At 74.4% G+C, this 26,265-nt stretch carries 19 protein-coding genes and 2 pseudogenes; 3 read left to right on the top strand and 18 right to left on the bottom strand.

The window, feature by feature from the left end; genetic code table 11:
* Positions 1 to 83 precede the first annotated feature (83 nt).
* The 4 genes from ACIQ9G_RS22845 to ACIQ9G_RS22830 all read right to left on the bottom strand — a co-directional run bounded on the left by ACIQ9G_RS22845 (position 84) and on the right by ACIQ9G_RS22830 (position 6,950).
* The gene (locus tag ACIQ9G_RS22845; RefSeq protein WP_403612446.1) at positions 84 to 2,753 is read right to left on the bottom strand and encodes a DUF6493 family protein; all 2,670 of its coding nucleotides are present in this window, start codon (positions 2,751 to 2,753) and stop codon (positions 84 to 86) included.
* The gene (locus tag ACIQ9G_RS22840) at positions 2,750 to 4,180 is read right to left on the bottom strand and encodes an SWIM zinc finger family protein (protein WP_403612443.1); all 1,431 of its coding nucleotides are present in this window, start codon (positions 4,178 to 4,180) and stop codon (positions 2,750 to 2,752) included. Before ACIQ9G_RS22840 ends, ACIQ9G_RS22845 begins: the two co-directional genes overlap by 4 nt.
* A 142-nt stretch (positions 4,181 to 4,322) precedes the next feature.
* Entirely contained in the window at positions 4,323 to 5,906 is a 1,584-nt protein-coding gene (locus tag ACIQ9G_RS22835; protein ID WP_403612442.1) for an alkaline phosphatase D family protein, read from the bottom strand.
* A gap of 213 nt (positions 5,907 to 6,119) precedes the next feature.
* Entirely contained in the window at positions 6,120 to 6,950 is an 831-nt protein-coding gene (locus tag ACIQ9G_RS22830; RefSeq protein WP_403612440.1) for an alpha/beta fold hydrolase, read from the bottom strand.
* A gap of 281 nt (positions 6,951 to 7,231) precedes the next feature.
* Between ACIQ9G_RS22830 and ACIQ9G_RS22825 the strand changes: the two genes are divergently transcribed.
* Positions 7,232 to 7,993: a GntR family transcriptional regulator gene (locus tag ACIQ9G_RS22825; RefSeq protein ID WP_403612438.1), complete on the top strand. Its 762-nt coding sequence runs from the start codon at positions 7,232 to 7,234 to the stop codon at positions 7,991 to 7,993.
* 361 nt (positions 7,994 to 8,354) lie between these two features.
* On the opposite strand, the gene ACIQ9G_RS22820 is transcribed toward ACIQ9G_RS22825, so the two are convergent.
* Both ACIQ9G_RS22820 and ACIQ9G_RS22815 read right to left on the bottom strand, forming a co-directional pair.
* On the bottom strand, positions 8,355 to 9,512 hold the full coding sequence (locus ACIQ9G_RS22820; protein ID WP_403612435.1) for an ROK family transcriptional regulator: 1,158 nt from the start codon (positions 9,510 to 9,512) through the stop codon (positions 8,355 to 8,357).
* Between the two features lie 137 nt (positions 9,513 to 9,649).
* A pseudogene (locus ACIQ9G_RS22815) lies at positions 9,650 to 10,260 on the bottom strand (response regulator).
* Between ACIQ9G_RS22815 and ACIQ9G_RS22810 the strand changes: the two are divergent.
* A pseudogene (locus tag ACIQ9G_RS22810) lies at positions 10,237 to 10,428 on the top strand (ABC transporter permease); the annotation flags it as partial. The pseudogenes ACIQ9G_RS22815 and ACIQ9G_RS22810 overlap by 24 nt on opposite strands.
* A gap of 89 nt (positions 10,429 to 10,517) precedes the next feature.
* A complete protein-coding gene (locus ACIQ9G_RS22805) occupies positions 10,518 to 10,961 on the top strand; it encodes a hypothetical protein (protein ID WP_403612432.1) in 444 nt (147 codons plus the stop codon).
* A 154-nt stretch (positions 10,962 to 11,115) separates the two neighbouring features.
* On the opposite strand, the gene mug is transcribed toward ACIQ9G_RS22805, so the two are convergent.
* The 12 genes from mug to bioB form a co-directional block, all read right to left on the bottom strand.
* Positions 11,116 to 11,661 carry a G/U mismatch-specific DNA glycosylase gene (gene mug / locus ACIQ9G_RS22800; RefSeq protein ID WP_403612652.1) on the bottom strand — a complete coding sequence of 182 codons (546 nt, stop codon included), beginning with the start codon at positions 11,659 to 11,661 and terminating at the stop codon, positions 11,116 to 11,118.
* Positions 11,658 to 13,100 carry an adenylosuccinate lyase gene (gene purB, locus ACIQ9G_RS22795; RefSeq protein ID WP_403612429.1) on the bottom strand — a complete coding sequence of 481 codons (1,443 nt, stop codon included), beginning with the start codon at positions 13,098 to 13,100 and terminating at the stop codon, positions 11,658 to 11,660. Before purB ends, mug begins: the two co-directional genes overlap by 4 nt.
* Positions 13,101 to 13,215: 115 nt before the next feature.
* Positions 13,216 to 13,998 carry an SGNH/GDSL hydrolase family protein gene (locus ACIQ9G_RS22790; RefSeq protein WP_403612427.1) on the bottom strand — a complete coding sequence of 261 codons (783 nt, stop codon included), beginning with the start codon at positions 13,996 to 13,998 and terminating at the stop codon, positions 13,216 to 13,218.
* A gap of 196 nt (positions 13,999 to 14,194) precedes the next feature.
* The gene (locus tag ACIQ9G_RS22785; protein WP_403612424.1) at positions 14,195 to 15,208 is read right to left on the bottom strand and encodes a hemolysin family protein; all 1,014 of its coding nucleotides are present in this window, start codon (positions 15,206 to 15,208) and stop codon (positions 14,195 to 14,197) included.
* Positions 15,205 to 16,599 (bottom strand): hemolysin family protein, encoded by a 1,395-nt coding sequence (locus ACIQ9G_RS22780; protein ID WP_403612421.1) that lies wholly within the window; start codon positions 16,597 to 16,599, stop codon positions 15,205 to 15,207. The genes ACIQ9G_RS22785 and ACIQ9G_RS22780 overlap by 4 nt, the downstream gene beginning before the upstream one ends.
* A 161-nt stretch (positions 16,600 to 16,760) precedes the next feature.
* Positions 16,761 to 17,648, bottom strand: coding sequence for an LLM class F420-dependent oxidoreductase (locus ACIQ9G_RS22775; RefSeq protein WP_403612419.1), 888 nt, complete (start codon positions 17,646 to 17,648; stop codon positions 16,761 to 16,763).
* Positions 17,649 to 17,694: 46 nt separating this feature from the next.
* Positions 17,695 to 20,262 carry an ABC transporter permease gene (locus ACIQ9G_RS22770; protein WP_403612416.1) on the bottom strand — a complete coding sequence of 856 codons (2,568 nt, stop codon included), beginning with the start codon at positions 20,260 to 20,262 and terminating at the stop codon, positions 17,695 to 17,697.
* Between the two features lie 3 nt (positions 20,263 to 20,265).
* A complete protein-coding gene (locus ACIQ9G_RS22765; RefSeq protein WP_403612413.1) occupies positions 20,266 to 21,117 on the bottom strand; it encodes an ABC transporter ATP-binding protein in 852 nt (283 codons plus the stop codon).
* A gap of 583 nt (positions 21,118 to 21,700) precedes the next feature.
* Positions 21,701 to 22,402 (bottom strand): class I SAM-dependent methyltransferase, encoded by a 702-nt coding sequence (locus ACIQ9G_RS22760; RefSeq protein WP_403612410.1) that lies wholly within the window; start codon positions 22,400 to 22,402, stop codon positions 21,701 to 21,703.
* A 458-nt stretch (positions 22,403 to 22,860) separates the two neighbouring features.
* Positions 22,861 to 23,589: a dethiobiotin synthase gene (bioD, locus tag ACIQ9G_RS22755; protein ID WP_403612407.1), complete on the bottom strand. Its 729-nt coding sequence runs from the start codon at positions 23,587 to 23,589 to the stop codon at positions 22,861 to 22,863.
* 1 nt (position 23,590) lies between these two features.
* Positions 23,591 to 24,880, bottom strand: coding sequence for an adenosylmethionine--8-amino-7-oxononanoate transaminase (locus ACIQ9G_RS22750; protein WP_403612404.1), 1,290 nt, complete (start codon positions 24,878 to 24,880; stop codon positions 23,591 to 23,593).
* Positions 24,873 to 26,138 carry a biotin synthase BioB gene (bioB, locus tag ACIQ9G_RS22745; RefSeq protein WP_403612402.1) on the bottom strand — a complete coding sequence of 422 codons (1,266 nt, stop codon included), beginning with the start codon at positions 26,136 to 26,138 and terminating at the stop codon, positions 24,873 to 24,875. Before bioB ends, ACIQ9G_RS22750 begins: the two co-directional genes overlap by 8 nt.
* Between the last annotated feature and the right edge of the window lie 127 nt (positions 26,139 to 26,265).

Genomic DNA, 26,265 nt, shown 5'->3' with positions numbered 1-26,265 from the left:
TGGGTAAAGCGTGCTTCTGTAGCTTTTTGCCGTTTATTGGACCTCCGGGCGGTGGTGCTCGGGGGCGAGCGGGGCGGGGCAGTTCACGCGGCCGCCTCCGCTGCCAGCGCGCTGCGCAGCCGGCGCGCCTGCACCGCCAGGCGGGACGAACCGCGCCGGTCCGCCGTCCGTGCCAGGTGCGGCAGCTCGCCCCGCGCCCCCGACCGCTCGGCGCACTCGGCGGCGACGGCCAGCAGATCCCCGAGCCCGCGCACCGGCCCGGCCCGGCCTTCGGCCGCGAGGTCCGCGAGGAGCACCGGCAATGCGTGCCGGAGCATCTCCCAGATGGTGGCGTTCGCCCCGGTCGACGCCGCGGTGCGCAGTGACTCGGCCAGCCGCAGCGGCTTGACGGTGCCGCTCCGCCCCAACTGCCCCAGGTCCGCGCCCAGTGCGGCCGCGTCCAGCTGTCCCCGGGCCGCGAGGACCAGCAGCGCGTCCACGGCGGCGAGCCGGTCCTCCGGATGCCGGGCGCCGAGGCCGTAGGCCACGCACAGGTGCGTCGCGTCGCCCGCCGTCCCGCCGGACTCGGCCAGCGGCGGCAGTACGGCCGCGGCGCCGCGGGTGTTCTCGGCGGCCGGTCCGGACATGTCCCGCAGCATCCGCGCCGCCACCAGTTCCCTCCGCTCGGGCAGCACGGCCAGCCAGTGCCGGCGTATCTCGTGGCTCCAGTGGTGGCAGTACCAGCGCTCCCGGAAGACGCTCACCGGGGTGCCCAGCGGCTTGAACGCCGCCGGGAAGTCCTCCCGCAGCTCTCGGAGTTCACCGAACTCCACCAGGACCCGGCCGTGCGAGGTGCGCCGCCGCCCGATCGGCAGCTCCTCGCCCTCGGCGGTCAGCCAGCGGGCCAGGCGCGTCCCCTCCGCCGTGCCGAGGGCCAGCGCCCGCCGGGCCGCCGCGGAGGCCGCCGCCCGGTCCGTCCGCCGCACCCGCAGCAGGGCCTGGGCGAAGTCGGCCGCCGAGGTCCTCGCCCCCAGCCGCCGGTACGACTCCAGCCGTGTCACCAGTTCGTCAGGTTCCAGCAGGCCCGTGCTCCAGGTGGGCGTCGACAGCAGGAACGGCAGCGGCTCGGTGCGGACCCGGTACGCCACCTCCCACAGCCGGGCGTCGAACGCGCGGGAGAGCGGCGCGTGCACGCAGTCGGGAGGCGTCGTGCCGTGCTGGACCGCCCGGTGGAGCGTGACGGTCGGCAGCCTCCCGGCCAGGGTGGCGAGGATCATCTCCAGCCCGCCGCGCGCGCCGAACGCTCCCTCGTACGCCCTCGCGAAGTGCTCCTCGGCGCCGTAGGCGCGCCCGGAACCCGAAGGGGTCCCGCTCCACCACTGCCGCGCGATCACCGGGACGAGCGCTTCGAGCAGTCCGTCCCGGTCGTCGTGGGCCAGCCGCACCAGTCCGTCCAGCGCGCGCTCGAAGGCCGCCACACCGCCGTCCGACGCCAGCAGCGCGCCGACCTCTTCGGCGGCCTCGGCCGCGGACCGCGGCGGAGCGGCCAGCCGCTCGGGCTCCGGCACCGGCGGCAGCACCTCCTCGTACCGCTCCGCCGACGGGTCCGAGGGCGCCGCGCCCAGCGTGCCCACCGCCCGGGCCCGCAGGGCCGGGGCCAACTGTGCAGCAGCCGCGGCCAGTTCGGCCCGGGCCTCGCTCGAGCGGGTCTTCCGCAGATGCCGCTCCACCAGCTTGAGCGCGCGCTCCTGCACGTCCGCGTCCTCGTGCGCGAAGGCCTGGGCAGCCGCGGGCAGCAACACGTCCGCCGCCGACGGGTCCCGGGTGAGCACCTTGCCCAGCAGCACCAACTGCGCCCGCACCAGCTTCTTCTCGGTGCGGAAGAGCACCGCGCCGCACATGTCCGCCAGCCGGCGGGGCGCCAGCCCGCCCTCCAGCGCCAGGTCGCCCAGGACCGACTGGGCGTGCGAGGCGACCACGGACACCGCGTCCGAGGCGAGCGCCAGCCAGTCCGCCGTACGCTCCCGCCGTTCCTCGGGGGTGAGCGCCAGGGACGTCAGCACGCGCAGGAACACCCGGTGATCGGCGGCCGTGCCGCCCCGCAGCAGACGGGCCACGCACGCGTCGACCGTCGCCCCGCGGTCGAGCGCGCCCTCCAGGGTGAGCCGGGCGAGGGCGCGGGGCCAGCTGTCGGGCCCGTCGGCGGCACCCCACTCCAGCGGGCCGCCGATGTCGTCCGTGACGAAGAGGGCCGCCACGAGCTCGCGAAGGTGCGGATCCCGGCGCAGTCTCTCGAAAACGGTGTCTCCGCGCTGCCAGGTGCAGCCGATGTGCCGCACCCAGCCCCGCACATAGGCGTCGGTCGTCGGCGCCGGGCAGCCCGCGAGCCGCACCAGGGCCGCCATGAGGTCGTACGGCACCCGGGCGCTCGCCGGGCGCTCGGCGAGCCGGTGCGCCACGTCGGCCAGCCACTGGGGGTCACGATCGCCCAGGAGGTCGACGAGCACCGCCGGCGAGGCGCCCGAGGACCGCATGTCGGCGGCCGCGATCCAGCCGGCCACGGCCGCCGCGCCGGTCTGGCACGCCGCCCCGGCCACCCGCAGGGCCGGATAGGCGCGCCGGGCCCCGGCGTCCCAGCGCACGGGCCTCAGCTCCTTGCGCAGCGCCTTCAACTCGGGGAAGGCCGAACGCCGTTCGGTGTCGGTCATGCCGTCCAGCAGCCCGACCACCTCGGCCGTCCGTCCCGCTCGTACCGCCTCGATCAGCGAACTCATCGCACACCCCCGTCGACCCGTGCCCTGCCCCGCTCCACCGCGGCGCCGTCCCGTCGCACCATGCGCACCGCCAGCGCGTGCTTGCACGGCCCGCGCCCGCCCCGGTACCTGGCCCACCACAGGCAGCTGCAGCTGAGCGCGCCCGCCTCCTCGCGCACCCGGTGCACATGCCCGTCCTCGGCCGTGACCGTGCCGAGCGCCCCGTCCAGCGCGACCGCGCCCGAGACGGCGAGGGCGCGCGCGGCCCGCAGCCGCGGGTTGTGCCGCTCCGCGCGTTCGCCGTCGTACGGCAGCTCCCGGTGGAAGTAGGCCGCCTCCGCCGTGTCGTAGCCGACGCGGCCGGAGGTGCCGAGGCGGATCAACGCGGCCCGCACCCGCTCCGGCGTGAGGCCGGAGGATGCGGCGAGGTCGGCGACGTCGATACACGGCTCCCACGCCAGCAGCACCGCGATCAGCTCGGCGTCCTCGGCGGCCTCGTCCGTGGCGAGCGCCTCCAGCACCCCGCCCTCGCCGGAGAACCCGCGGGAGGCGTCCGGCGACAGGGTGAGGGTGAGCCGCATGCCCGGCAGCACGGCCTCCCAGGCACTCGCACCACCACCGGAACCGGAGCCGGCGCCGGTGCCCGCACCGGTCACCGTGGGTCCGTACACCCGCAGGGCCGTCGCGTGACGCAGCACCCGCCGGAGTGCGACCAGCCGCTCCGGACCCGGCAGGCACACCGCGCCGGGTACCGGACGGGTCGTCGGCCGCAGTCCGCGTCCGGCCGGCACCACCCAGCGCGGGCCGCCCGCCGTGCCCCGCGACCCGCCGCGCGGCAACGACCGGAGGAACCGCGCCGCCTCGGCCGCCGGTAGTTCGGCGCACAGATCGAAGCCGATCGCGATGACCTGGGCCTCCGCGAAGCCGCGCAGCCAACGGTCCGGGAGCGGCACCTTCTTCTCCACGACCCGGCCGGCCTGCGTCGTGACGGCGAGTTCCTCGGGTCCGACCCGCAGATGCAGGGGATCGTCCGGGCCGATCCGGGAAAGTGCCTCCCGCAGCGGGTTGTTCACGTCGACATTGGTCGTGCCGTGCCCCACCTCGCCGCCGTCGAGGCCGGACCGCAGCACGTCCAGGCGTGCATACACCCCGCCGCAGCCGGAGAAGGACTCGAAGCGCAGCCGGTCGCCGTTACCCGTCACCACCGGGTCGAGGGAGGCGCGCAGCTGCGGCTGGTAGTAGCGGGCGGCCGCCACGTCCGCCACGGCCAGCAGTCCGGCGGCAGCGACCTGAGGGGACGTCAGGAAGCCCGCGAAGAACCGCGGATGGTCCTGGACGCCCGAGGGCGTCGCACCCCGCGAGGTCTCCAGCCCCAGGCGCTGTCCGCCCGCGGCGGACTCCAGCACGGAGGGTCGGCGATAGGCCACGGCCTGCAAAGATCGCGTCATGGGAAAACCGTAGAAGCGACCACTGACAATCGGCTTCGACCTGCGAAAACACCCCGCTGCCGGGGGAGTTGGGAGGGGCCGGCCCGGGCCGCGCACCGGGGGATGACGCCGGTGCGCGGCCCGGGGGGAGAGGGCACGGGAGTTACTGGCCGACCCGGCCCGGCTGGAGCGTCTTCGTGAACAGGACGGTGCCGTCCTGCTCGCGCAGCCGCACCGTCAGCTCGCCGCTGTCGCCGTCGATGTCCACCTCGCCGAAGAACTGGTAGCCCTCGGCGGGCGAGACGTTCGCGACGCTCGGCGCCTTCACGAATACCCGGTCCGGGCCGAACGTGCCGTCCAGGGCGCTGGCCGGGAAGGCGCCGGCGTTGAGCGGGCCGGACACGAACTCCCAGAACGGCTCGAAGTCCTTGAAGGCGGCCCGCGACGGGTCGTAGTGCTGGGCCGAGGTGTGGTGGACGTCCGCGGTCAGCCACAGCATGCCGGTGATCCGCCGGTGCTTGATGAACCGCAGCAGCTCCGCGATCTGGAGTTCGCGGCCGAGCGGCGCGCCCGGGTCGCCCTGCGCGACCGCCTCGAAGTTCGGCCTGCCCTCGACCCCGTCGGGCACGACCAGGCCCAGCGGCATGTCCGCGGCGATGACCTTCCACGCCGCGCGCGACCGGGTGAGCTCCCGCTTGAGCCACTCCAGCTGCTCGGCGCCGAGGATGCCCTGCGGGTCGGTCGTCCGGTCGTCGGGCGAGTTGGCGTCGCGGTAGGTGCGCATGTCGAGCACGAACACGTCGAGCAGCGGGCCGTGGTGGACGACCCGGTGGATCCGGCCGTCCGGCCGTCCGGAGAGGGTGGAGACGGGGAAGTACTCGGAGAAGGCCTGCCGGGCGCGGAGCGCCAGGTCGTCGAGCCTGGTGCCGGCCGGGTAGGGGGTGCCGGACCCGATGACCTCGCCCGGGTACCAGTTGTTGCGGACCTCGTGGTCGTCCCACTGGACGATGTTCGGCACCTGGGCGTTGAACCGGCGCAGCGCGGCGTCCAGCAGGTTGTAGCGGAAGTTGCCCCGGAAGTCGGCGAGGGTGACCGCGACGTGCGACTTCTCCTCGGTGGTGACGTTCCGGTACACGTCCCCGTCCGGGAGTGTGGCGGTGGGCTTGATGGGGCCGTCGGCGTAGATGTTGTCCCCGCTGCACAGGAAGAAGTCCGGATCCAGCTTCGCCATGGCGTCGAAGATCCGGTAGCCGCCGATGGACTCGTTGATGCCCCAGCCCTGTCCGGCCAGGTCGCCCGACCACACGAACCGGACGCCCTGACGGCGCCGTGCGGCGGCCGTGCGGAACGTGCCGGTCACCGGCTCGCCGGCGCGGCGCGGGTCGTCCGGGTCGGTGAGGAGCACGCGGTAGTGGATCTGCTCGCCCGGCGGCAGCCCGCGGAGCCGGGTCGTGCCGGTGAAGTCCGTGTCCGCGCCGAGCAGGGGTCCCTGCCACCTGCGCGGATCGCGGAACGACTCCGTGGCGGACGTCTCCACGACCATCCTGGCCGGGCGGTCGGCACGCACCCACACCAGGCCGGAGTCGGCGGTCACGTCTCCCGCCTGCACGCCCCAGTCGGCCCGGGGCCGGCCGGACAGGGCGAAGGCCGGTGCGGCGCCGAGGGCGCCGGGCAGGGTCAGGGCCGCCGACGCGGCCAGCGAGCCGCGCAGGACGCTGCGGCGACCGGGCAGGGGACGGTGGGACATGGGGACGCCTCCGGGGACGGGATCCGGCCAGTGTGCAGAGCCACACCTACTGGTGCGGCGCGGCGCGCACGGAAACCACGGGTGAACAACCGCCCGCGCGAGCAGCCGAACTGGCGCGCCGTCGCGGACACGGGGCACACCTCGGCGGCGGTCGCACCGGGGCCCTCCGGAGTCGCTCTGGGAGCCGGTGCGCCGGCGCGGGCCGTGCGGCGGTCAGCGGCTGCCGTCGAGGATCACCCGTGCGACCAGGGCGGGGTCGTCGTTCATCGGGACGTGCCCGCAGCCGGGCAGTCGCACCAGCCGCGCACGGGGGATGATCTGCTTGGCCCGGACCCCCTGCCGCCGCACCAGCAGTCGGTCCTTGGTGCCCCAGGCGATGGTGACCGGGAGGCCGGCGACGTCGTCGGTGAACTGGACGGCGACGCCGGCCCGCAGCGTGTCCTCGAAGCCGGTGGCTCCCGCCAGCGCGAGTGTCTCGGCGACCACGGCCTCGGGTGAGCGGCGGGCGGGCCGGGCGTAGATGGTGCTCGTGAGGGCCGTGCGGCCGGCCGCCGTGCGCGCGAGCCGCTCCACCAGCGGCAGCGGCATGCGGCGTGCGATCTGCCGCATGCCGAGCAGCACGCCGAAGGCGTAGCGCCGCTCGGCCTGCGTCCAGAACCCCGCCGGGGACAGGGCCGTGACGGACCGTACGAGCTTCTCCCGGCCCAACTCCAGCGCCAGCAGGCCGCCCAGGGAGTTGCCCGCCACATGGGGCCGCTCGATCTCCAGCGTCTCGCACAGGGCGCCGAGCGCGGCGTTCATCGTCGGCAGGTCGTGCCGCAGTCCGCCGGGCAGCGCGGGGGAGGCGCCGAAGCCGGGCAGGTCCACGGAGATCACGTCGCGCTCGGCGGCGAGCAGGTGGACGACCGGGTCCCAGGCCTGCCGGTGGTGGCCGATGCCGTGCAGCAGGAGCAGCGGCGCACCACTGCCCACGCGCGCGTAGGACAGGGTCACGGTCCGCGGGCCGTGCTCGGTGGGGACGTCGAAGGACACGGTTGCGGACATGGATACTCCTCGTCGGGGGATCGCCGGCCAACGCCTCGTAGACAGCTTGTCAGCAATTACTACCGACGGGTAGCCCCGGGTTCGGTCGTCATGTCACGAACATGGCCGGGTGCGAACGCCTCGTGAACGCTCGGCGGCACCGCGTCCGCGCCGCCCTCGGGGGACGAGGATTGGTCTTGACCAAGGGTGGGGGCCGCCCTATGGTCGCAGACAAGTACAACAACCTTTAATAAACAAGGGCGCTGAAACGCCGCCGTACCACGGCGATTGCGGAGGACAGGGTGGGGACCACGCAGCTGGAGACGGTGCCGGAGCCGAAGTACTGGCATCTCAAGACCGTGCTCAGTGAGGCACTGGACTCCGAGTTCTCGGTCGGCGAGATCCTGCCCAACGAGCGGGAGCTCGCGGCCCGTTTCGGCGTCGCCCGCGCCACGCTCCGCCAGGCCCTGGAGCAGCTGGAGCTGGAGGGCCGGCTCCAGCGCCGCCGCGGCGTCGGCACGACCGTCGCCCCGCCCCGCGTCGGCGTCGCCGTCGGCACCGAGCAGCACACCTGGCCGGGGACGGCCGACGACGCCTGGCAGCCCGTGGACTGCGCGCGGGCGGTTCCGCCCGCGGCCGTCGCCGCCGCCCTGGAGACCGGCCGCGAGGAGGCCGTCCACACGCTGCGCCGGTCCCGTGTGAGCCACGGACAGCCGGTCGCTGCGGAACTGCTGTACATCCCGGCCTCGTCGGTGCCCGACCTCACGGCGATCGACGCGCCCGAGGGGCCCGCCCGCGCGCGTGCCGTGCTGCGCGAGCTGCAGCGCCTGGAGCTGGAGGGCCAGGACCGCGCCGTCGAACTCGGCTCGGCCCGCGCGGACGACGCCAGGGAACTCGACCGGCTGCCCGGCGCGCCCGTCCTCGTCGTCACGACGCGGTTCCTCGCCGGGGGCCGCACCGCCGCGCTCTCGGTCGCCACCTACCGCGCCGACACCTGCCGCCTCACCTTCGGCGACTCGGGCGGCGTGGAGATCCACGACGGCCCGGAGCGCCGGGCGTCCTAGGACCCGGACGCAACGCCGCCCGGCGTCCTGAGACCGGGTGCAGCGCCGCCCCGCGTTCTGGGGCCCGGGTTGCCGGGCCGCCGTACGTCTTGGGGCCCGCGTGCGCCCGGCGCCGTACGTCCTGGAGTGCGGGTGTGCCAGGCCGCCGGACGTCTTGGAGCCCGGGTGTGCCGGGCTGCCGGACGTCTTGGAGCCCGGGTGTGCCGGGCTGCCGTACGTCTTGGAGCCCGGGTGTGCCGGGCTGCCGTACGTCCTGGGACCCGGGTACCAGGACGCCGGACGCCCAGCACCCGGGCGCACCGCCGCCGGACGTACCGGCCCCCGGCTCGGCCGCCGTCGCCGCCCCGACTTCGCCCGGAGCTCAGCGGCGGGCCGTGACCGTGCCCTCCACCGCGAACAGTTGCTCCTCGACGTGGTCGAGGGCCAGCCGCAGCGCGCCCGTCGCGACGGCCGCCTCGCCGAGCAGCGAGAGCGTCACCCTCGGCGGGCGCAGGCAGTAGCGGGCGAGTTCGCGCCGCAGCGGATCCAGGACGCCGTCCAGACCGGCCGCCCAGCCCCCGATGACGACCAGCTCCGGATCCAGGGCCAGCGCGAGTGCCGCCACGTCGTGGACCAGGCGCCGGATGAACCGGTCCACGGCCGCACCGGCCCGCTGGTCGCCGTCGCGGGCCAGGGCGAACACCTCGGTCACCGCCTGCTCGTCCAGCGGGTGCAGCGGCTGGTCCGTGGTCGACAGCAGCGTCTCGGGCGTCGCCTCCCGGCCCAGCAGGTGCAGCGCGCCGATCTCGCCGGCCGCCCCGCCGTATCCGCGGTGCAGCCGCCCCCCGATCAGCGAACCGGCGCCCGGGCTGAGTCCGGCCAGTACGAAGACCACGTCGTCGGACTCGGTGGCGGCGCCCTTCCAGTGCTCGGCGACCGCGGCGGCGTTGGCGTCGTTCTCGACGAGGACCGGGCACTTGAAGGACCGGCTCAGCCGTTCGCCCAGGCGCAGGCCCGTCCACCCGGGCAGCGCCGTCCCCAGCCGTACGGTGCCGTCCGCCTCCACGATCCCCGGCGTGGCGACCCCCACGGCCCGCAGCGAACCGCGTGCCACCCCGGCCCGGCGCAGCAGTTCGGCGACCGCGCCGCGCAGCCGCTCCAGGCGCTCGTCCGCGCCGGCGGTCTCGTCGACGTCCTTGGCCTGGGCGCCGATGACGCGGCCGTCCAGGTCGGCCAGCAGCGCGGCCACCCGGTGCGGGCCGATCTCGAGACCGAGCAGATGCCCGGCCTCGGCGCGGAACCGGAACCGCCGGGCGGGCCGGCCCTGGCGCCGGGCGGCTCCCTCCTCGGCGGCCTTCTCGACGACGAGCCCGGCCGTGATGAGATCCTCGACCACGCCCTCGACGGTCGGCCGGGACAGTCCGGTCACGCGGGTGATCTCGGTGAGCGTCGCACAGTCCGTGGCCCGCAGCGCGTGGAGCACCACCGCGGAGTTGATCCTCCGCAGCAGCGAGGGGTCCCCGCCGGTCAGCCGCCCCACCGTCCGTCCTCCCAGCTCGTGCGCGTGTTGGCCGGATCGTACTCGGCACCGGCCGGAGCAGCGAGGGCCGGGCCGCCGCGCAACCGGGCGGCGCCCCGGCCGCCGAACGTCCCGCGCGCGTAGCGGCACGCGACCGCTCAGCCCGGCGCCACGAACCCCGACTCGTACGCCGTGATCACCGCCTGCGTGCGGTCACGCGCCCCGAGCTTGGCCAGGACGGCGCTCACATGGGACTTCACCGTCTCCGTGCCGACGACGAGCCGGCCGGCGATCTCCGCGTTGGACAGCCCCCGGCCATCAGGCGCAGCACCTGGACCTCGCGGTCCGTCAGCCGGGCCCGCTCCAGCGCCGCGCGGGCCGCCCGGTTCCCCCCTCCGTCGCCGTACCGGGCGGCGAGCTGCCGTACCGAGGCGGGGAACAACAGGGACTCGCCCTCGGCGACCAGGCGCACCGCGTGCACGATCTCCGCGGGCCGGGCCCGTTTCAGCAGGAAGCCGTCGGCACCCGCGCGCAGGGCCTCGTACACGTATTCGTCGTTCTCGAAGGTGGTCACCACCAGGATCTTCGGCGGGCCGTCGACGGTGCGCAGCACCGCGCGGGTGGCCTCGAGGCCGTCCAGCAGCGGCATGCGCACGTCCATGGCGACCACGTCGGGCCGCAACCGGCGCACCAGCGGGATCACCGCGGCCCCGTCCGCCGCCTCCCCCACCACCTCGATGCCGGGCTCGTGTCCTTCGTGATCGGTGATCTGTCGGGCGGTGTCGCGGACCTGCTGCCCGACCGGGCGGGGCGGATCGCGCTGCACCACCGCTGGGAAGGGGACCTGGGTCCGTGGACCGGGCTCGCGGTGACCGCGCTGTGGACGGCGGCCGCGCTGCTGGCGGGGGCGTGGAGTCTGCGGCGCCGGGACGCCTGACGCCGTCCCGCCCTCCGATGTCCGGCCGGCTGGTGTCCGGCGGGCTGACGCTCCGCCAGTTGTCAGTGCCGGCCGGTTTACTGGAACGTATGGACATCGAGCAGTGCCTCGTCACGATCGATCTGCTGTGCGGCCGGGACTTCCCCGAGCAGCGCGGCAGGACGGACCGCGGCTCGGCCGGACCCGGCTACCACACGGCGGAGCTGGCGGCGAGTCACGGGCTGCGGGCGGGCGACGGCGCGGAGCGGGAGGCGACGGCGGACGACTTCCGTGCGTGGATGGAGCTCGTCGCGGACCGGTTGAACGGCCGGCTGGGGCAGGCCGAGCACCTGGGTCTGGTGACGCTCGGCGTGCGCATCGCGCGCGGCGAGGAGATACCCGAGCCGTGGGCCCTGCTCAGCCATGTCGTGCGGGACGTGTACGTATGGCCTCCGCGGCGGCGCGACCGGTGGGTCGCCCTCGGTGTCGCCGATCTCGACGACTCGGACGAGGTGCACCTGCTCGTCGCCGTCACCGACACGGACCCGCCCTGACCGGACCCGTCCTGACCGGACCCGTCCTGACCGGACTCGCCTCTACTGGACCCGTCCTGACCGGACTCGCCTCGAGCGGACACACCCTCACCGGAGGCGTTCAACCGGATCCGCTCGGACCGGCCCCGCCCCCTGCCATCCGCGTCCCGGCCGGTTACGCCTCCGCCGCCGCCCTGAGCCGGGCGAACTCGTGCGCCATCGTCTCCGCCGTCCAGTGCGCGTTCAGCCCGCTCGGATTGGGCAGCACCCATACGCGTGTGCCGCCGATGGTCCGCTCCTGCGGCCCCACTTGGGCCGTGCGGTCGCCGAAGGCCGCCCGGTACGCCGTCACCCCCACCACCGCCAGCCATCCCGGCCGCAGCCGCGCGACCTTCAGCTCCAGCAGCCGCCCGCCCTCGCGGTACTCCTCCGCGGTCAGCTCGTCGGCCCGCGCCGTGGCCCGGTCCACCACGTTCGTGATGCCGAGCCCGTACGACAGCAACTCCCGCTGCTCCGCCGGTCTCAGGAGCCTCGGCGTGAAGCCGGACAGGTGCAGCACCGGCCAGAAGCGGTTGCCGGGGCGGGCGAAGTGGTGGCCCGTCGCCGCCGTCATCAGGCCGGGGTTGATGCCGCAGAAGAGCACCCGGAGGCCGGCCGCGACCACGTCGGGGACGAGGCGGTCGCGGGCGGCCTCCAGCTCGGTCCGGGTGAAGCGCGTCAGAGGATCGCTCCCGGGGTGTATCCCGCCGCCTCCGGGTGCCGCTTCACGATCTCCTCGACCCGGCCGACGACCGTGCCGACCTGGTCGGCCGCCGCTCCGGTGAAGGAGAGCTTGTCCGCCATCAGCGCCCGCAGCTGCTCGTGGTCCAGCGGGAGGCGCTCGTCGGCGGCGAGCTTGTCCAGCAGGTCGTTGCGCTCGGCGCCCTGCTCGCGCATGGCCAGTGCCGTGGCCACCGCGTTCTCCTTGATCGCCTCGTGGGCGACCTCGCGGCCGACACCCGCGCGCACCGCGCCCATCAGCACCTTGGTGGTGGCCAGGAACGGCAGGTACCGGTCCAGCTCCCGGGCGATCACCGCGGGGAAGGCGCCGAACTCGTCGAGCACCGTCAGGAAGGTCTCGAGCAGACCGTCCAGCGCGAAGAACGCGTCCGGCAGCGCGACGCGGCGCACCACCGAGCAGGACACGTCGCCCTCGTTCCACTGGTCGCCCGCCAGCTCGCCCGTCATGGACGCGTAGCCGCGCAGGATCACCATGAGACCGTTGACACGCTCGCAGGAGCGGGTGTTCATCTTGTGCGGCATCGCCGAGGAGCCGACCTGGCCCGGCTTGAAGCCCTCGGTGACCAGTTCGTGCCCGGCCATCAGCCGGATCGTCTTGGCCAGCGACGACGGGGCGGCCGCCAGCTGCACCAGCGTCGTGACGACCTCGTAGTCCAGGGAGCGCGGGTAGACCTGGCCGACCGACGTGAAGGCCTGCGAGAAACCGAGGTGCCCGGCGATCCGCCCTTCCAGCTCCGCCAGCTTCGCGGCGTCGCCGCCGAGCAGGTCCAGCATGTCCTGAGCCGTGCCGACCGGGCCCTTGATGCCGCGCAGCGGGTAGCGGGCCAGGAGCTCCTCCACCCTTCCGTACGCGACGAGGAGCTCGTCGGCGGCGGTCGCGAAGCGCTTGCCGAGGGTGGTGGCCTGGGCGGCCACGTTGTGCGAGCGGCCGGCCATGACCAGCTCGCCGTACTCGGCGGCCGCCTTGGCCAGGCGGGCGAGGACGGCCACCGTGCGGTCGCGCACCAGCTCCAGGGAGAGCCGGATCTGCAACTGCTCGACGTTCTCCGTCAGGTCGCGGGAGGTCATGCCCTTGTGCACGTGCTCGTGCCCGGCGAGGTCGTTGAACTCCTCGATCCGCGCCTTCACGTCGTGCCGCGTCACCTTCTCGCGCTCGGCGATGGAGGCGAGGTCGACCTGGTCGAGGACGCGCTCGTAGTCGGCGAGCGCCGCGTCGGGCACCTCGATGCCCAGGTCCTTCTGGGCCCGCAGCACGGCGAGCCAGAGCTGCCGCTCCAGCTTCACCTTCTGCTCGGGGGACCAGAGCGTGGCGAGCTCGGCGGAGGCGTAGCGTCCGGCGAGGACGTTCGGGATGCGGGGCTTGGCGGGCGCAGAAGTCACGTGTACGGATTCTACTGGCGATTCGTGCAGGCCAGCGCCACGGGGGTATTCGTCGGAAGCTACGAGAGGGAGCGGGGGGGCGTGCGGGCCCGGGCCGCTCCCGTGTCCGTCCTGGCTAGAGGACCTGCTCCTCGTACGGCAGCAGCTCGGGGCGCTTCGCCGGGCGGCCGTCGCCGGAGGAGCGGCCGGTCAGCCGCCGGCCTATCCAGGGCAGCAGGTGCTCCCGGGCGAAGCGGACGTCCGCGGTCCGGCGGGCGACCCAGTGCAGGGGCGCGGTCGGCGGCATGGGCGTGTGCCACTCGGGGTCCTCGGCGGAGTACCCGAGCGCCTGCCACACCCCCTCGGCGACCCGGCGGTGCCCCTCGGCGGTGAGGTGCAGCCGGTCCACGTCCCACAGGCGCGGATCGGCCAGCGAGGGCGCCCCGTACAGGTCGACCACCACCGCGCCGTGCCGCTGCGCCAGCTCGTCGACGCAGGCGAACAGCTCCTCCATGCGCGGCCGGAAGCGCTCCAGGACCGGGCCCTGGCGGCCGGGGCTGCGCATCAGCACGAGCCGCTCGCAGGACGGCGCCAGCCGCTCCACGGCCTCGGTGAGCAGATCCCGGACCCGGCCCATGTCGCACTTGGGGCGCAGGGTGTCGTTCAGCCCGCCCACCAGGGTCACCACGTCCGCGCGCATGGCCGCGGCGACGCCGACCTGCTCGTCGACGATCTGCTGGATGAGCTTGCCGCGCACGGCGAGGTTGGCGTACCGGAACCCGGGGGTGCGGGACGCCATCCGGGTGGCGAGGAGGTCCGCCCAGCCCCGGTAGGAACCGTCGGGGAGCAGGTCCGACATGCCCTCGGTGAAGGAGTCGCCGACCGCGACCAGGCTGGTGTACGTGGGATTCGTCTGCATGGCGTGAGCGATGGTATCCCGCGCGGGAACGGCCATACCAAGCGGTCGGTCCGCCTCCGCGCCCCCGCGCGGAAAGCCTCGCCCACCCCCGCCGGCCGGGCCTCACCCACCCGCGCAAGGCCGGCCCTCGCCCCCCGCAGGCTGCCTCACCCACCCGCGCCGGCCGGGATCCGACGCCCCGCCGGCCCGGCCTCGCTCACACCTGCTGGCCGAACAGCTCCCGCAGCACGTCCTCCATGGTCACCAGGCCGGCCAGCCGCCCGTCGGCCCCGAGCACGGCCGCCAGGTGCGTACGGCTGCCGCGCATGGCCGTGAGCACGTCGTCGAGCGGTGTGCTCTCCCGGACCCGGGCGATGGGCCGCATGTCCTGCAACCGGAACGCCTCGTCGCGCGGGGAGGCGTCCAGGGCGTCCTTGACGTGCAGATAGCCCACGATGCGGTCGTCCCCGTCCACCACGGGGAACCTGGAGTAGCCGGACTCGGCCGACATCCGCTCCAGCTGCTCCGGAGTGACGCCCACGCGCGCGTGGACGACGCGTTCCAGCGGGACCACCACGTCGCGCACGGGCCGGCTGCCCAGCTCCAGCGCGTCGTGCAGCCGCTCCTGCGCCCGGTCGTCGATGAGGCCCGCCTTGCTGGCGTCCCGGACGATCTGGGCCAGCTCCGTGTCCGTGAACGTCGCCGAGACCTCGTCCTTCGTCTCCACCCGCAACAGCTTGAGCAGGCCGTTCGCGAAGGTGTTCACCGTGAAGATCACCGGGCGCAGGGCCCGGGACAGCGCCACCAGCGGCGGGCCGAGCAGCAGCGCGCTGCGCACCGGCTCGGCGAGCGCGATGTTCTTCGGCACCATCTCGCCCAGCAGCATGTGCAGATAGGTCGCCAGCGTCAGCGCGATCACGAACGACACCGCGTGGCCCGCACCCGACGGCACGCCCAGCGTGTGGAACACCGGCTCCAGCAGATGCGCGATGGCGGGCTCGGCGACCACACCGAGGACCAGCGTGCACAGCGTGATGCCGAGCTGTGCGGCGGCCAGCAGCGCGGACACGTGCTCCAGCCCCCACAGCACGCTCCTCGCGCGCCGGTCGCCCTCCTCGGCGTACGGCTCGACCTGGCTGCGGCGCACCGAGATCAGCGCGAACTCGGCGCCCACGAAGAAGGCGTTGACGACCAGGGTCGCCAGACCGATCAGGATCTGCACGGCGGTCACCGGCCGTCCCCCTTCGCCTCGTGCCTCGCCTCGTGCTTCGGCTCCCACCGCTCCCGGCGGCCGTCCAGGCCCTCGTGCGGTGCGTCGTCGAGCGGTGCGTGCAGCAGGACGCGCGCGGCGCGGTGCCCGGTCGCGTCCACCACGTCCAGCCGCCACCCGGCGACCTCCAGGGTGTCCCCGGTCCGCGGTATCCGGCCCAGCTCGGTGGCGACGAGGCCGGCGAGGGTCTCGTACGGGCCCTCCGGCACCCGCAGGCCGACCCGGGCGAGCTGGTCGACGCGCGCGGAGCCGTCCGCCGAGTACAGGGCGCGGCCCTCCTCGTCGGCCCCGGCGGGGGCGAGGTCGGGCGTCTCGTGCGGGTCGTGCTCGTCCCGCACCTCGCCGACGACCTCCTCGACGATGTCCTCCAGCGTCGCGACGCCCGCCGTGCCGCCGTACTCGTCGATGACGACCGCCATCGTGCGCTTGCCCGAGAGGCGGTCCAGCAGCCGGTCGACGGTCAGCGACTCGGGGACCAGCAGGGGCTCGCGCATGATCTCGGAGACGGGCATGAGCCTGCGCCGCTCCGCGGGCACCGCCAGGCAGTCCTTGATGTGCGCGACGCCCGCCACCGAGTCCAGGCTTCCCCGGTAGACGGGGAAGCGGGAGAGCCCGGTCGCCCGGGTCGCGTTCGCCACGTCCTCGCAGGTCGCCTGCGCTTCCAGGGCGACCACCTGCACGCGCGGTGTCATCACGTTCTCCGCGGTCAGGTCGGCGAGGTTGAGCGTGCGGACGAACAGCTCGGCGGTGTCCGCCTCCAGCGCGCCCACCCGGGCGGAGTGCCGGGCGAGCGCGGCCAGCTCCTGGGGGCCGCGCGCGGAGGCCAGCTCCTCGGCGGGCTCCACGCCGAGACGGCGCACCACCCGGTTCGCCGTGTTGTTGAGATGGGTGATGAAGGGGCGGAAGGCGGCGCTGAACCAGCGCTGCGGGTTCCCCACCCGCTTGGCCACCGGCAGCGGCGAGGAGATCGCCCAGTTCTTGGGCACCAGCTCGCCGACGACCATCAGGAACACCGTGGACAGGGCCGTGCCCAGCACCAGCGCCACCGACGCCGCCGCGGAGCCGGACATGCCGAGCGACTCCAGCGGGCCCGCGATCAGCGTGGCGATCGACGGCTTGGCGAGCATGCCGACCACCAGGTTGGTGACGGTGATGCCGAGCTGGGCGCCGGAGAGCTGGAACGTCAGATTCCGTGCGGCCTTGAGGGCGCCCGCGGCACCGCGCTCGCCCCGCTCGGCCGCCCGCTCGAGGGCGCCGCGATCGACGGTCGTGAGCGAGAACTCGGCCGCGACGAAGGCGCCGCAGGCCAGGGACAGCAGGATCGCCACGAGCAGCAGGAGCACTTCGGTCATCGGGTCACCCCTGTCCCATGGTCGGACAGGGCAGTCGGAAGCGCGCGGGGTCGCGCACAGGGAGGCTCGCCCATCGGCGGACGCTCACAACCTTTCATGGAGAACCGAGTGATCCTCCAAGAGTAAAGGATGGGCAAAGAAGTGTTCGGCCTCGGTCCGGTTCAGTCCCGCAGCGCCCGGAGCACCGGGGCGAAGGCCTCCATGGACGGCTCCAGGACCGTCAGGTACGAGAAGCCGAACCGCTCGCGATACGCCCGCAGCCGCCCGGTGATCTCCTCCAGGGTGCCGATCAGGACGATGGGCAGGGCCAGCACCTGATCCGCGGTCAGGTGCGGGAGCCGTTCGAGGAGCGGGCGGACCGCGGCCTCGGGGTCGTCGGTGACGACGACCTGCTGGACGAGCAGGTTGAGCTCCGCGGGCTCCGCGCGGCCGGCCGCGAACTCCCGGTAGCGGGCCACACGCTCGTCGAGCTGGTCCGCGGTGATCGGGTCGAGCTTCCCGGAGGCGCTGCCCGGCACCGGCCGCGCGCCCGTGAACGCCGCGATGTCGGCGTGCTCCGCGGTCAGGCGCAGCATCCGGTCCCCGTTGGCGCCGATCAGCAGCGGAACCCCGGGCCGCTGGACCGGCCGCGGCCGGTGCTCCGGGGAGCCGAGCAGCCGGTCCAGCTCCTCGACCGTGTGCCGCAGGTGGTCGACGCGTACGCGCGGGGAGCCCCAGGGCAGGCCGGAGCTCTCGTGCTCCGCCTGTACGTATCCGGTGCCCAGGCCCAGTTCGAGGCGGCCGCCCGTCAGGGCGTCGGTCGTCGCGACCTCGCGGGCCAGCAGCGCCGGATTCCAGAAGCCGGCGTTGAGCACGAACGTGCCCAGCCGCGGCCGCTCGGTCGCCTCGGCGGCGGCCACCAGCGCCGGGAAGGGCGCCGGCATCCCGAGGTGGTCGGGGACCAGGATCACGTCGTAGCCGAGCTCCTCCGCCCGGCGGCACTTGGCCCGCCACTCGCGGCCGGGCGCGGGCTCCAGCAGATTGACCCCGAAGCGGAACGGACGCGGCATGAACTTCCCCCGATGAAAGGCGATTCCGGCTTCCGCCGCGATTCCATCACTCGTGCGCGATGGCCGCCAGCACATTCATGCGCGACGCACGCAACGCGGGCAGCAAGGCCGCCACCACCCCGACGACCGCCGAGCCGATCACCACCGCCACGATCGTGCCCCACGGGATCGCCAGCGCCTTCATGCCCTGCAGCGCCAGCACCCGCTGGACGCACAGGCCCCAGACCAGGCCGAGCCCCAGCCCGAGCACCGCGCCGAACACCGCGATCACCACCGACTCCAGCCGGATCATCCGGCGCAGCTGCCGGCGGGCGAGTCCGATGGCGCGCAGCAGCCCGATCTCCCGGGTCCGCTCCACCACCGACAGGGCGAGGGTGTTCACCACGCCCAGCACCGCGATCACGATCGCGAGCCCCAGCAGCGCGTAGACGAGGTAGAGGAGCACCGCGATCTGGTCGTGCACCAGCTTCTTGTAGTCGGCCTGGTCGCGGACCTGCACCTGCGGATATGAGGCGAGGGTCCTCTCCAGCCGGGAGCGCAGCTCACCGGCGCCCGTGCCGGGGGCCGCGTTCACGTACAGGGCCGCGTCCGGCGTGCCCGGCACGAACCTCTCCACCGTGTCCAGGCCGAAGTACACCCCGCCCTGCACCCCGAACCCCTGGGCGTTGTCCTGGTCGGTCAGCGCGCTCACGGTCAGCCGCGTGCGGCGCCCGCCCTGGAACTCGAAGGGCAGCACGCTGCCCAGCCGCACCCGGTGCTCGCGCGCGAAACCGGAGTCCATGGCGACGTGCCCGCCGGCCAGCGCGGCCGCCGTGTCACCGGCCGCGTACGTGAGGTGGGCGACGGCGTCCAGCCGCGGGTCGTACCCGGACGCGGTCGTCTCCACCCGCCTGCCGTCCGGCAGCCGCACCGCCACCGCCGCGAACCTCTGCCGTACGACCGTGCCGGCGCCCCGCGTGCCGCGCACCCGGTCCGTGACCTCCCGCGAGAACGGCAGGAAGTTGCGGTTCTGCACCACGAAGTCGGCACCGAGCGTCTTGTCGATCTGGTGGTCGAAGGACCGGTTCATCGAGGCGCTGGCCACCGACATCCCGCCGACCAGGGCCAGGCCGACCATCAGGGCCGCCGCGGTGGCACCCGTACGGCGCGGATTGCGCAGCGCGTTGCGCTGGCTCATCCGGCCGATCGAGCCGAACAGCGCGGGGAACGCCCCGCCCAGCACCCGGATCAGCGGACGGACCAGGAGCGGTCCGGCGATCACGGTCGCGACGAGGGTGAGGACGACCCCGAGCCCCAGCAGGGAGGCGGCGGTCGCGGTCCGGTCGGCGAGCGCGCAGCCCGCCAGCGAGGCCGCGCCGGCCGCCCCGAGGACCGCGCCGACCACCGCCCGCACCCGCAACGGGCGCCCCGCACCGGCGACCTCGGCTTCCGCCAGGGCGGCCATGGGGGAGACGGCCGCTGCGCGCCGGGCCGGGAGATAGGCCGCCACGAAGGTGACGCCGACGCCGACGACGTACGCGGCGAGGGGAGTGGTCCACCCGATGACCATCTCGGTGGTCTTCAGGTTCATGCCGAAGGCGCCCATGAGCCTGATCAGCCCGGCCGCCAGCCCGATACCCGCCGCGAGGCCCAGCGTCGAGCCGACCAGGCCGAGCAGCACCGCCTCGGTCAGCACCGACCGGCGCACCTGCCGCCGGTCGGCCCCCAGGGCGCGCAGCAGGCCCAGCTCGCGCGTGCGCTGAGCGATCAGCATCGAGAAGGTGTTGACGATCAGGAAGATGCCGACGAGCACCGCGATCCCGGCGAAGCCGAGCATGACGTACTTGATGACCTTGAGGAACCCGCCGAGGTCGGCAGCGGCCGACTTGGCGTGCTCGGCGGCCGTCCGCAGGTCGTAGGCGCCGCTGCCGACCGCCGAGGCGAGGCGGCTCTTGAGCCCGGCGTCGGTGACCCCCTTCGCCGCGTCGACCGAGATGCTCGTGGCCCGGTCCGGGGAGCCGAGCAGCCGGGTCTGCGCGGTCGGCGTGTCGAGGAAGAGCCGGGCGGCGCCGGGGTTGGTGGTGGTGAAGGTGGCGATGCCGACCACCCGCACCCGGAACGTGCCCGGCGGCGCCTGCACCGTCAGCACGTCCCCGACCCGCACGCTCCGGTGCCGGGCCGTGTCGGCGTCCAGGAGGGCCTCACCGCCGCCGTGCGGGGCGTGACCCGAGGTCAGCCGGACCGGGCTGCGCCGGGTGGGCTCCCAGTTCGAGGCGATGGTCGGGGCACCCGTGGTCGGCCCGACGGGCTCGTTCCTGCCGTTGACCACCACCACGTTCTGGATCGCCGCGTCCACATGGGTCGCCGCGACCCCGTCGACCTTCGCCAGCCGCCCGGCGAGCGCGGCGGGCACGGTCTGCACCGCGCCGGTCGGCACGGACGACCTCAGGTCCCGCTTCGGCTCCACCGTCACATCGGCGGAGGTCGAGGCGAAGAGGCGGTCGAAGGTGCGGGCGACCGTGTCGGAGAAGATCAGGCTGCCCGCGACGAACGCCACGGACAGGATCACGGCCAGGGCCGAGAGCAGCAGCCGCCCCTTGTGGGCGAGGAAGCTGCGGAGCGTCGCCTTGAGCACGGGTCAGGCCTCCTCGGGTACGGCGGCGTCCCCGTCCAGCCGGCCCCGGATCACGTCGAACCGTTTCATCCGCTCCAGCACCGCCTCCGCCGTCGGATGCTCCATCTCGTCCACGATCCGCCCGTCGGCGAGGAAGAGCACCAGGTCGGAGTGGGCGGCGGCGCCCGGGTCGTGGGTCACCATGACGACCGTCTGGCCGAGCCGGTCGACGGCGCCGCGCAGGAATCCGAGCACCTCGAGACCGGCCCGCGAGTCGAGGTTTCCGGTGGGCTCGTCCGCGAAGATCAGCTCGGGGCGCGAGGCGAGCGCCCGCGCGCAGGCGACGCGCTGCTGCTGGCCGCCGGAGAGCTGGGCGGGCCGGTGCCCGAGCCGGTCCCGCAGGCCCAGTGTGTCGATGACCTGGTCCAGCCACTTCGGATCGGGCCGCTTGCCCGCGATGTCCATCGGAAGGGTGATGTTCTCCAGCGCGTCCAGCGTGGGGATGAGGTTGAACGACTGGAACATGAACCCGATCCGGTCCCGCCGCAGCCGGGTCAGCTCCCGGTCCTTGAGCCCGGTGATCTCGGTGCCGCCGAGCCACACCTGCCCCGCGGACACGGTGTCGAGCCCGGCCAGGCAGTGCATCAGGGTGGACTTCCCGGAGCCGGACGGGCCCATGACCGCGGTGAACCTCCCGCGCGCGATGTCCACGTCCACCGAGTCCAGCGCGAGCACGGTGGTCTCGCCCGAGCCGTACGCCTTGGTCAGGCCTCGGGCGCGGGCCGCGATCCGGTCGGCCGGCGCCCCGTCCGGCGCAGCGGGTGTGGGCACGGCGGCCTCCTCGGTGATCCTGCGACCCTGCACGTTCTGGCTCATGTACTGCTTTGTCCCCGGCCGAGCGTAGTGTGACCGGGTCCACAGCCGGTATCCCCCGTCCGATATCCCCCGTTGAGCCGAGGCGGCCGGGTCCGGGCCCGGAGGGGGGCGTCGGCGCGCGAGCGGTGCGGGGGGTACGACGTCGTCCGCGCCGAGGGGGACGGGGGCTTACGGCGTCGTCCGCGCCGAGGGGTCCGCGCCCAGCGGCACGGGGCATGACGATGCCGTCCGCGCCGAGGGGGCCGGAGCGGACGATGAGGGCGCGGTCCGGTGTCCGGAGGTAGCGACGGCCGTCGTGGGGACCCGGAGCGGAGGGCGAAGGCCGCCGCGGGGTGCCCGGAGCGGGCGACGACGGCCGTGGCGGGGGTCCGGAGCGGACGATGCGGGCCGTGACGGGGTGTCCGAGGCTGACGGCGAAGACGGTGGGGACGGCGAAGGCGGTGGGGACGGCGAAGACGGTGGGGACGGCGAAGACGGTGGGGACGGCGAAGGCGGTGGAGACGGCAATGACGGTGGGGACGGCGAAGACCGCGGCCGAGGGGTGGGAGCGGGCCGAGATGGCCGTCGGGTCCGTGGCCTGTGGTCAGTTCCGGGCGGTGGGTGTGCCGGTCCCAGGGCGCCAGGCGGTGCCCAGCACGCAGTACGAGGTGGGCAGCGCCGGACCCTTCTCCGGCATCAGGACTCGGCGGTAGGGGCCGAGCCGGAACCCGGCGTCGCGCAGGGCGGCGACCGGGTCGCGGGCCAGATGGCAGCCACCGCTCAGCGGCGGCCACAGGGTGCGGTCCAGCGCCCGCTGGGTGAGCCTCATGGCCGGGCCGCCGCCCCTGCCGTGCTCGAAGAACCGCACCTCGCCGCCCGGCCGCAGCACCCGCCGCGCCTCGGCGAGGGCGCGCGGCACGTCGCGCACACTGCACAGCACCAGCGCGAGCACCACCGCGTCGAAGGCCTCGCTCTTCACCGGCAGCGCCTCCGCGGCGCCCGGCACCACGTCGACCGGGACGTCGGCGCGCAGCGCGGCCCGCACGGCGTGCCGGCGCAGCAGGCGTTCCGGTTCGATCGCGACGACCTCCGAGACCGTGCCCGGATAGTGCGCGAAGTTCAGGCCGTTGCCCGCGCCGATCTCGATGACGCGCCCGGTCAGCCCGGCGAGCAGCCTCTCGCGCACCCCGGCCATGCCCAGCCGGGTCTCGGCGGCCACGCTGACGCGGGCGTAGTAGCGGGCGAACAGCGGATGGTGGACGGGATCCCGGGCCGGCTTGCCGGAACCGGTGGACCGCAGCCGCATGGCGACCTCCCGGACAGGACGGGGCTACGGAGATTGTCCCCCGCAGGGCCGCGCCACACGCCCGTCCGCACCGACGGCCCGAAACGACCGGCGGGCCCGCGAGAGCGCGGGAGCGCGAGGTCCCTCGGCCCCGCAGTCCCGCCGGACCCCGCGGACCGACGTCTCCGAGGCGAACACCCAGCTGTACAGGCGCCCCTGGAAGGATGCCCCGCCGTACCGGCGTCCCTCGGGCGAAGGCCCGGTTGTACCGGCCCCCGGGGCGAACGCCCGGCTGCACCGGCGCTCCTGGGAGGACGCCCCCCCGTGCTGGCCTCCCCGGGGCGAACGCCCGGCTGTACCGTCGCCGCCGGGGGCGGGAGCCCGGCGACGCCGACGGGCCGGGCACCTCTCCCCTCGTGCACCGGCGCATCCGGGGCGACGGGCCCGCCTTTACCGGCGCTCCTGAGGCGGGAGCCCCGCTACGCCAACGGCGCCGGTGCCTCCCGTGTCGTGAAGGACTCCGCCTCCCAGCGGCCGTTGAGACGGGGCGCCAGCCAGTTCGGGGCCGCTGCCCGGAAGGCGTCGGGGGCGAGGGTGCCGGCGCCCGCGGGCAGCGCGCCGAGCAGGGGCGCCCCGGCCACGTGGGGCAGGTCGGCGAGGTTGCAGCGCGAGGCGAGATCGGGTTCCTCGGGCCAGCTGCCGATCACGACGCCCAGCAGGTCCAGCTCCCGGGTCCGCAGTTCACGCGCCGTCAGCTCCGTGGTGTTCAGCGTGCCCAGCCCGGCCGACGCGACGACGAGGACCGGCGCCCGCAGCAGCCGGGCCGCGTCCGCGAGCGTGCCGCCCGCCTCGTCGAACCGTACGAGCAGTCCGCCCGCGCCCTCGACCAGCACCAGGTCGTGCTCGGTGGCCAGCTTGGCGGCGGCCTCGGCCACCTGCTGCGGACGGACCGGCGGCCGTCCGGACCGCCGCGCGGCCGTCGCGGGCGCCAACGGCTCCGGATAGCGGGCGGTTTCGCGGGCGGTCACGCGCCCCGCCAGCCGCGCCACCTCGTCTGCGTCGCCGCGCTCGTCGGGCCCCACGCCGGTCTGGGCGGCCTTGAGCACGGCCACCGACCGGCCCGCCGCGACCGCGGCGGCGGCCACGGCGGCCGTCGTGACCGTCTTGCCGACCTCCGTGCCCGTGCCCGTGATCACCAGTACCGGCATGTCATCCCTCCCGCGCCGCCGCGCACACCGCGCGCGCGACGCGTGCCAGATCCGCGTCGTCCGTGACGTACGGCGGCATCGTGTAGATCAGGTCCCGGAAGGGCCGCAGCCACACACCCTCGCGCACCGCGGCCCGCGTCGCCGCCGCCATGTCGACGTCGTGGTCGAGCTGCACCACCCCGATGGCGCCCAGGACCCGTACGTCGCGGACTCCTTCGAGGTCCGCGGCGGGAGCGAGCCCGTCCCGCAGTCCCGTCTCGATGCGCTTGACCTCCGCCCGCCAGTCCTGGCCGAGCAGCAGCTCGATCGACGCGCACGCCACCGCCGCCGCCAGCGGATTGCCCATGAAGGTCGGGCCGTGCGCCAGCACCGGCACCTCGCCGCGCGAGATCCCGTCGGCCACGCGCGCGGTGCACAGGGTGGCCGCCATCGTCATATAGCCACCGGTCAGCGCCTTGCCCACACACATCACGTCCGGTGTCACGGCAGCGTGCTCCGCCGCGAACAGGGCGCCGGTGCGCCCGAACCCGGTCGCGATCTCGTCGAACACCAGCAATACGTCATGGGCGTCGCACGCCTCGCGCAGCACCCGCAGATAGGCGGGGGAGTGGAACCGCATCCCGCCCGCGCCCTGCACCACCGGCTCGACGATGACGGCGGCCAGCTCGTCGGCGTGCCGCTCGATCAGCTCGCCCAGATGGGCGGCGTAGGCCTCCTCGTACCCGGCCGGGGGCGCGTCCGCGAACACCTGACGCGGCAGCACCCCGGTCCACAGCTCGTGCATCCCGCCCTCGGGGTCGCACACGGACATCGGCTGCCAGGTGTCGCCGTGGTAGCCGCCCCGCCAGGTGAGCAGCCGCCGCTTGTCCGGGCGGCCGAGCGAGCGCCAGTACTGCAGGCACATCTTGGCCGCCACCTCGACCGACACCGAACCGGAGTCGGCGAGGAAGACATGCTCGAGTCCCTCAGGCGACATGTCGACAAGGAGCTTCGCGAGCCGGACGGCGGGTTCGTGGGTGAGCCCGCCGAACATCACATGACTCATCCGCGCCAGCTGCGCGCGGGCCGCCTCGTTGAGCACCGGGTGGTTGTAGCCGTGGATCGCCGACCACCACGACGACATGCCGTCGACCAGTTCGCCCGCGCCGTCGGCGAGCGTCAGCCGCACCCCGCTCGCCGACTCCACGACGAGCGGCTCCTGCCGGCCGGGCATCGGGCCGTACGGATGCCACACGTGCCGCCGGTCCAGCTCCAGCAGGTCGGGCACGCGCCGGCCGGACGGATCAGGCATTGGGCGCGAGGTCCGTTCCGGCCCCCCGGCGGCGTACGGCGACCAGGTCGGTGCGAGGCTCACCAGCGGCCGGCGCCGACGCCGGGGCGGTACCGCAGACCCCGCCGCCCTCGTGGGACCCGCAGCCGCCGCCCTCGTGGGACCCGCAGCCCGCGCCCGCGTCCACGCCCTCGCCGGACTCGTGCCCGGCACCCGCGTGCGCACCGCAGCCCGCGCCCGCGCTCTCGTGCGAGCCGCAGCCGCCGCCGGCCGTCGCGCGGTGCTCCGGCAGCGTGACCTGCTCGGCGCCCTCCACCTCGAACCCGGCGTCCGCGATCATCTCCAGGTCGGCCTTGCCCGCCTGGCCCTCGCTGGTGAGGTAGTCGCCGAGGAAGATGGAGTTGGCCAGGTGCAGGGCCAGCGGCTGCATGTGGCGCAGATGGACCTCGCGGCCGCCCGCGATGCGCACCTCCACGTCCGGGCAGACGAACCGCGTCATGGCCAGGATCCGCAGGCAGCGCTGCGGGCTGAGGTTCCACTCCTGGGCGAGGGGGGTGCCCTCGAACGGGATCAGGAAGTTCACCGGAACGGAGTCCGGGTCCAGCGCGCGCAGCGAGAAGACCACGTCGACGAGGTCCTCGTCGCTCTCGCCCATGCCGGCGATCAGACCGGAGCAGGCGGACAGCCCGGCCGCGTGCGCCTTCTGCACCGTGTCCACCCGGTCGGCGTAGGTGTGGGTGGTGGTGATGTCGCCGTACGTCGCCTCGGAGGTGTTGAGGTTGTGGTTGTAGGCGTCGGCGCCGGCCTCGCGCAGCCGCTCGGCCTGGCCGTCGGAGAGCAGGCCGAGGCAGGCGCACACCTCGACGCCCTCGTTCTGGTCCTTGATGGCCTTGATGGTCTGGGAGACCCGGTCCACGTCCCGGTCCGTCGGGCCGCGCCCGCTAGCCACCAGGCAGACCCGCTTGGCGCCCCCGGCCAGCCCGGCGCTGGCCGCCTGGGACGCCTCGTCCGGCTTGAGCCAGGTGTACTTGAGGATGTCCGCCTTGGAGCCCAGCCGCTGGGAGCAGTAGGAGCAGTCCTCGGGGCACAGGCCGGACTTGAGGTTGACGAGATAGTTGAGCTTCACCCGTCGGCCGAACCAGTGGCGGCGTACCTTTCCGGCCGCGGCCACCACATCGAGCAGGTCGTCGTCGGAGGTGGCCAGCACGGCCAGAGCTTCCTCGCGGGTCGGCAGCTCGCGCCGAAGCCCCTTGTCCACCAGCGTGTTCAGCAGGTCCATGAGAGCCGATCCTGTCCTACGGGAGTGCCCGGGGCCAAGGAGAGTTTGCACAACAGAGACGGATCGACGTGTGGGTATTGCCACACCATGGGGTGTCGGCCGCGCCGCTAGGGTCTGTCCACTGCCT

Source organism: Streptomyces sp. NPDC096152 (assembly GCF_044763235.1).
Lineage (GTDB): Bacteria > Actinomycetota > Actinomycetes > Streptomycetales > Streptomycetaceae > Streptomyces.
This window is presented reverse-complemented; position numbering and strand designations above follow the sequence as displayed.

Coding starts and splice junctions, on each gene's coding strand:
- bioD (WP_403612407.1), bottom strand. CDS start 23,589: ATGCCGGTACTGGTGATCACGGGCACGGGCACGGAGGTCGGCAAGACG.
- ACIQ9G_RS22775 (WP_403612419.1), bottom strand. CDS start 17,648: ATGCCGCGTCCGTTCCGCTTCGGGGTCAATCTGCTGGAGCCCGCGCCC.
- ACIQ9G_RS22830 (WP_403612440.1), bottom strand. CDS start 6,950: ATGTCCGCAACCGTGTCCTTCGACGTCCCCACCGAGCACGGCCCGCGG.
- ACIQ9G_RS22760 (WP_403612410.1), bottom strand. CDS start 22,402: ATGCGGCTGCGGTCCACCGGTTCCGGCAAGCCGGCCCGGGATCCCGTC.
- bioB (WP_403612402.1), bottom strand. CDS start 26,138: ATGGACCTGCTGAACACGCTGGTGGACAAGGGGCTTCGGCGCGAGCTG.
- ACIQ9G_RS22845 (WP_403612446.1), bottom strand. CDS start 2,753: ATGAGTTCGCTGATCGAGGCGGTACGAGCGGGACGGACGGCCGAGGTG.
- ACIQ9G_RS22790 (WP_403612427.1), bottom strand. CDS start 13,998: ATGCAGACGAATCCCACGTACACCAGCCTGGTCGCGGTCGGCGACTCC.
- ACIQ9G_RS22750 (WP_403612404.1), bottom strand. CDS start 24,880: ATGCCTGATCCGTCCGGCCGGCGCGTGCCCGACCTGCTGGAGCTGGAC.
- ACIQ9G_RS22780 (WP_403612421.1), bottom strand. CDS start 16,599: ATGACCGAAGTGCTCCTGCTGCTCGTGGCGATCCTGCTGTCCCTGGCC.
- ACIQ9G_RS22840 (WP_403612443.1), bottom strand. CDS start 4,180: ATGACGCGATCTTTGCAGGCCGTGGCCTATCGCCGACCCTCCGTGCTG.
- ACIQ9G_RS22765 (WP_403612413.1), bottom strand. CDS start 21,117: ATGAGCCAGAACGTGCAGGGTCGCAGGATCACCGAGGAGGCCGCCGTG.
- ACIQ9G_RS22835 (WP_403612442.1), bottom strand. CDS start 5,906: ATGTCCCACCGTCCCCTGCCCGGTCGCCGCAGCGTCCTGCGCGGCTCG.
- ACIQ9G_RS22805 (WP_403612432.1), top strand. CDS start 10,518: ATGGACATCGAGCAGTGCCTCGTCACGATCGATCTGCTGTGCGGCCGG.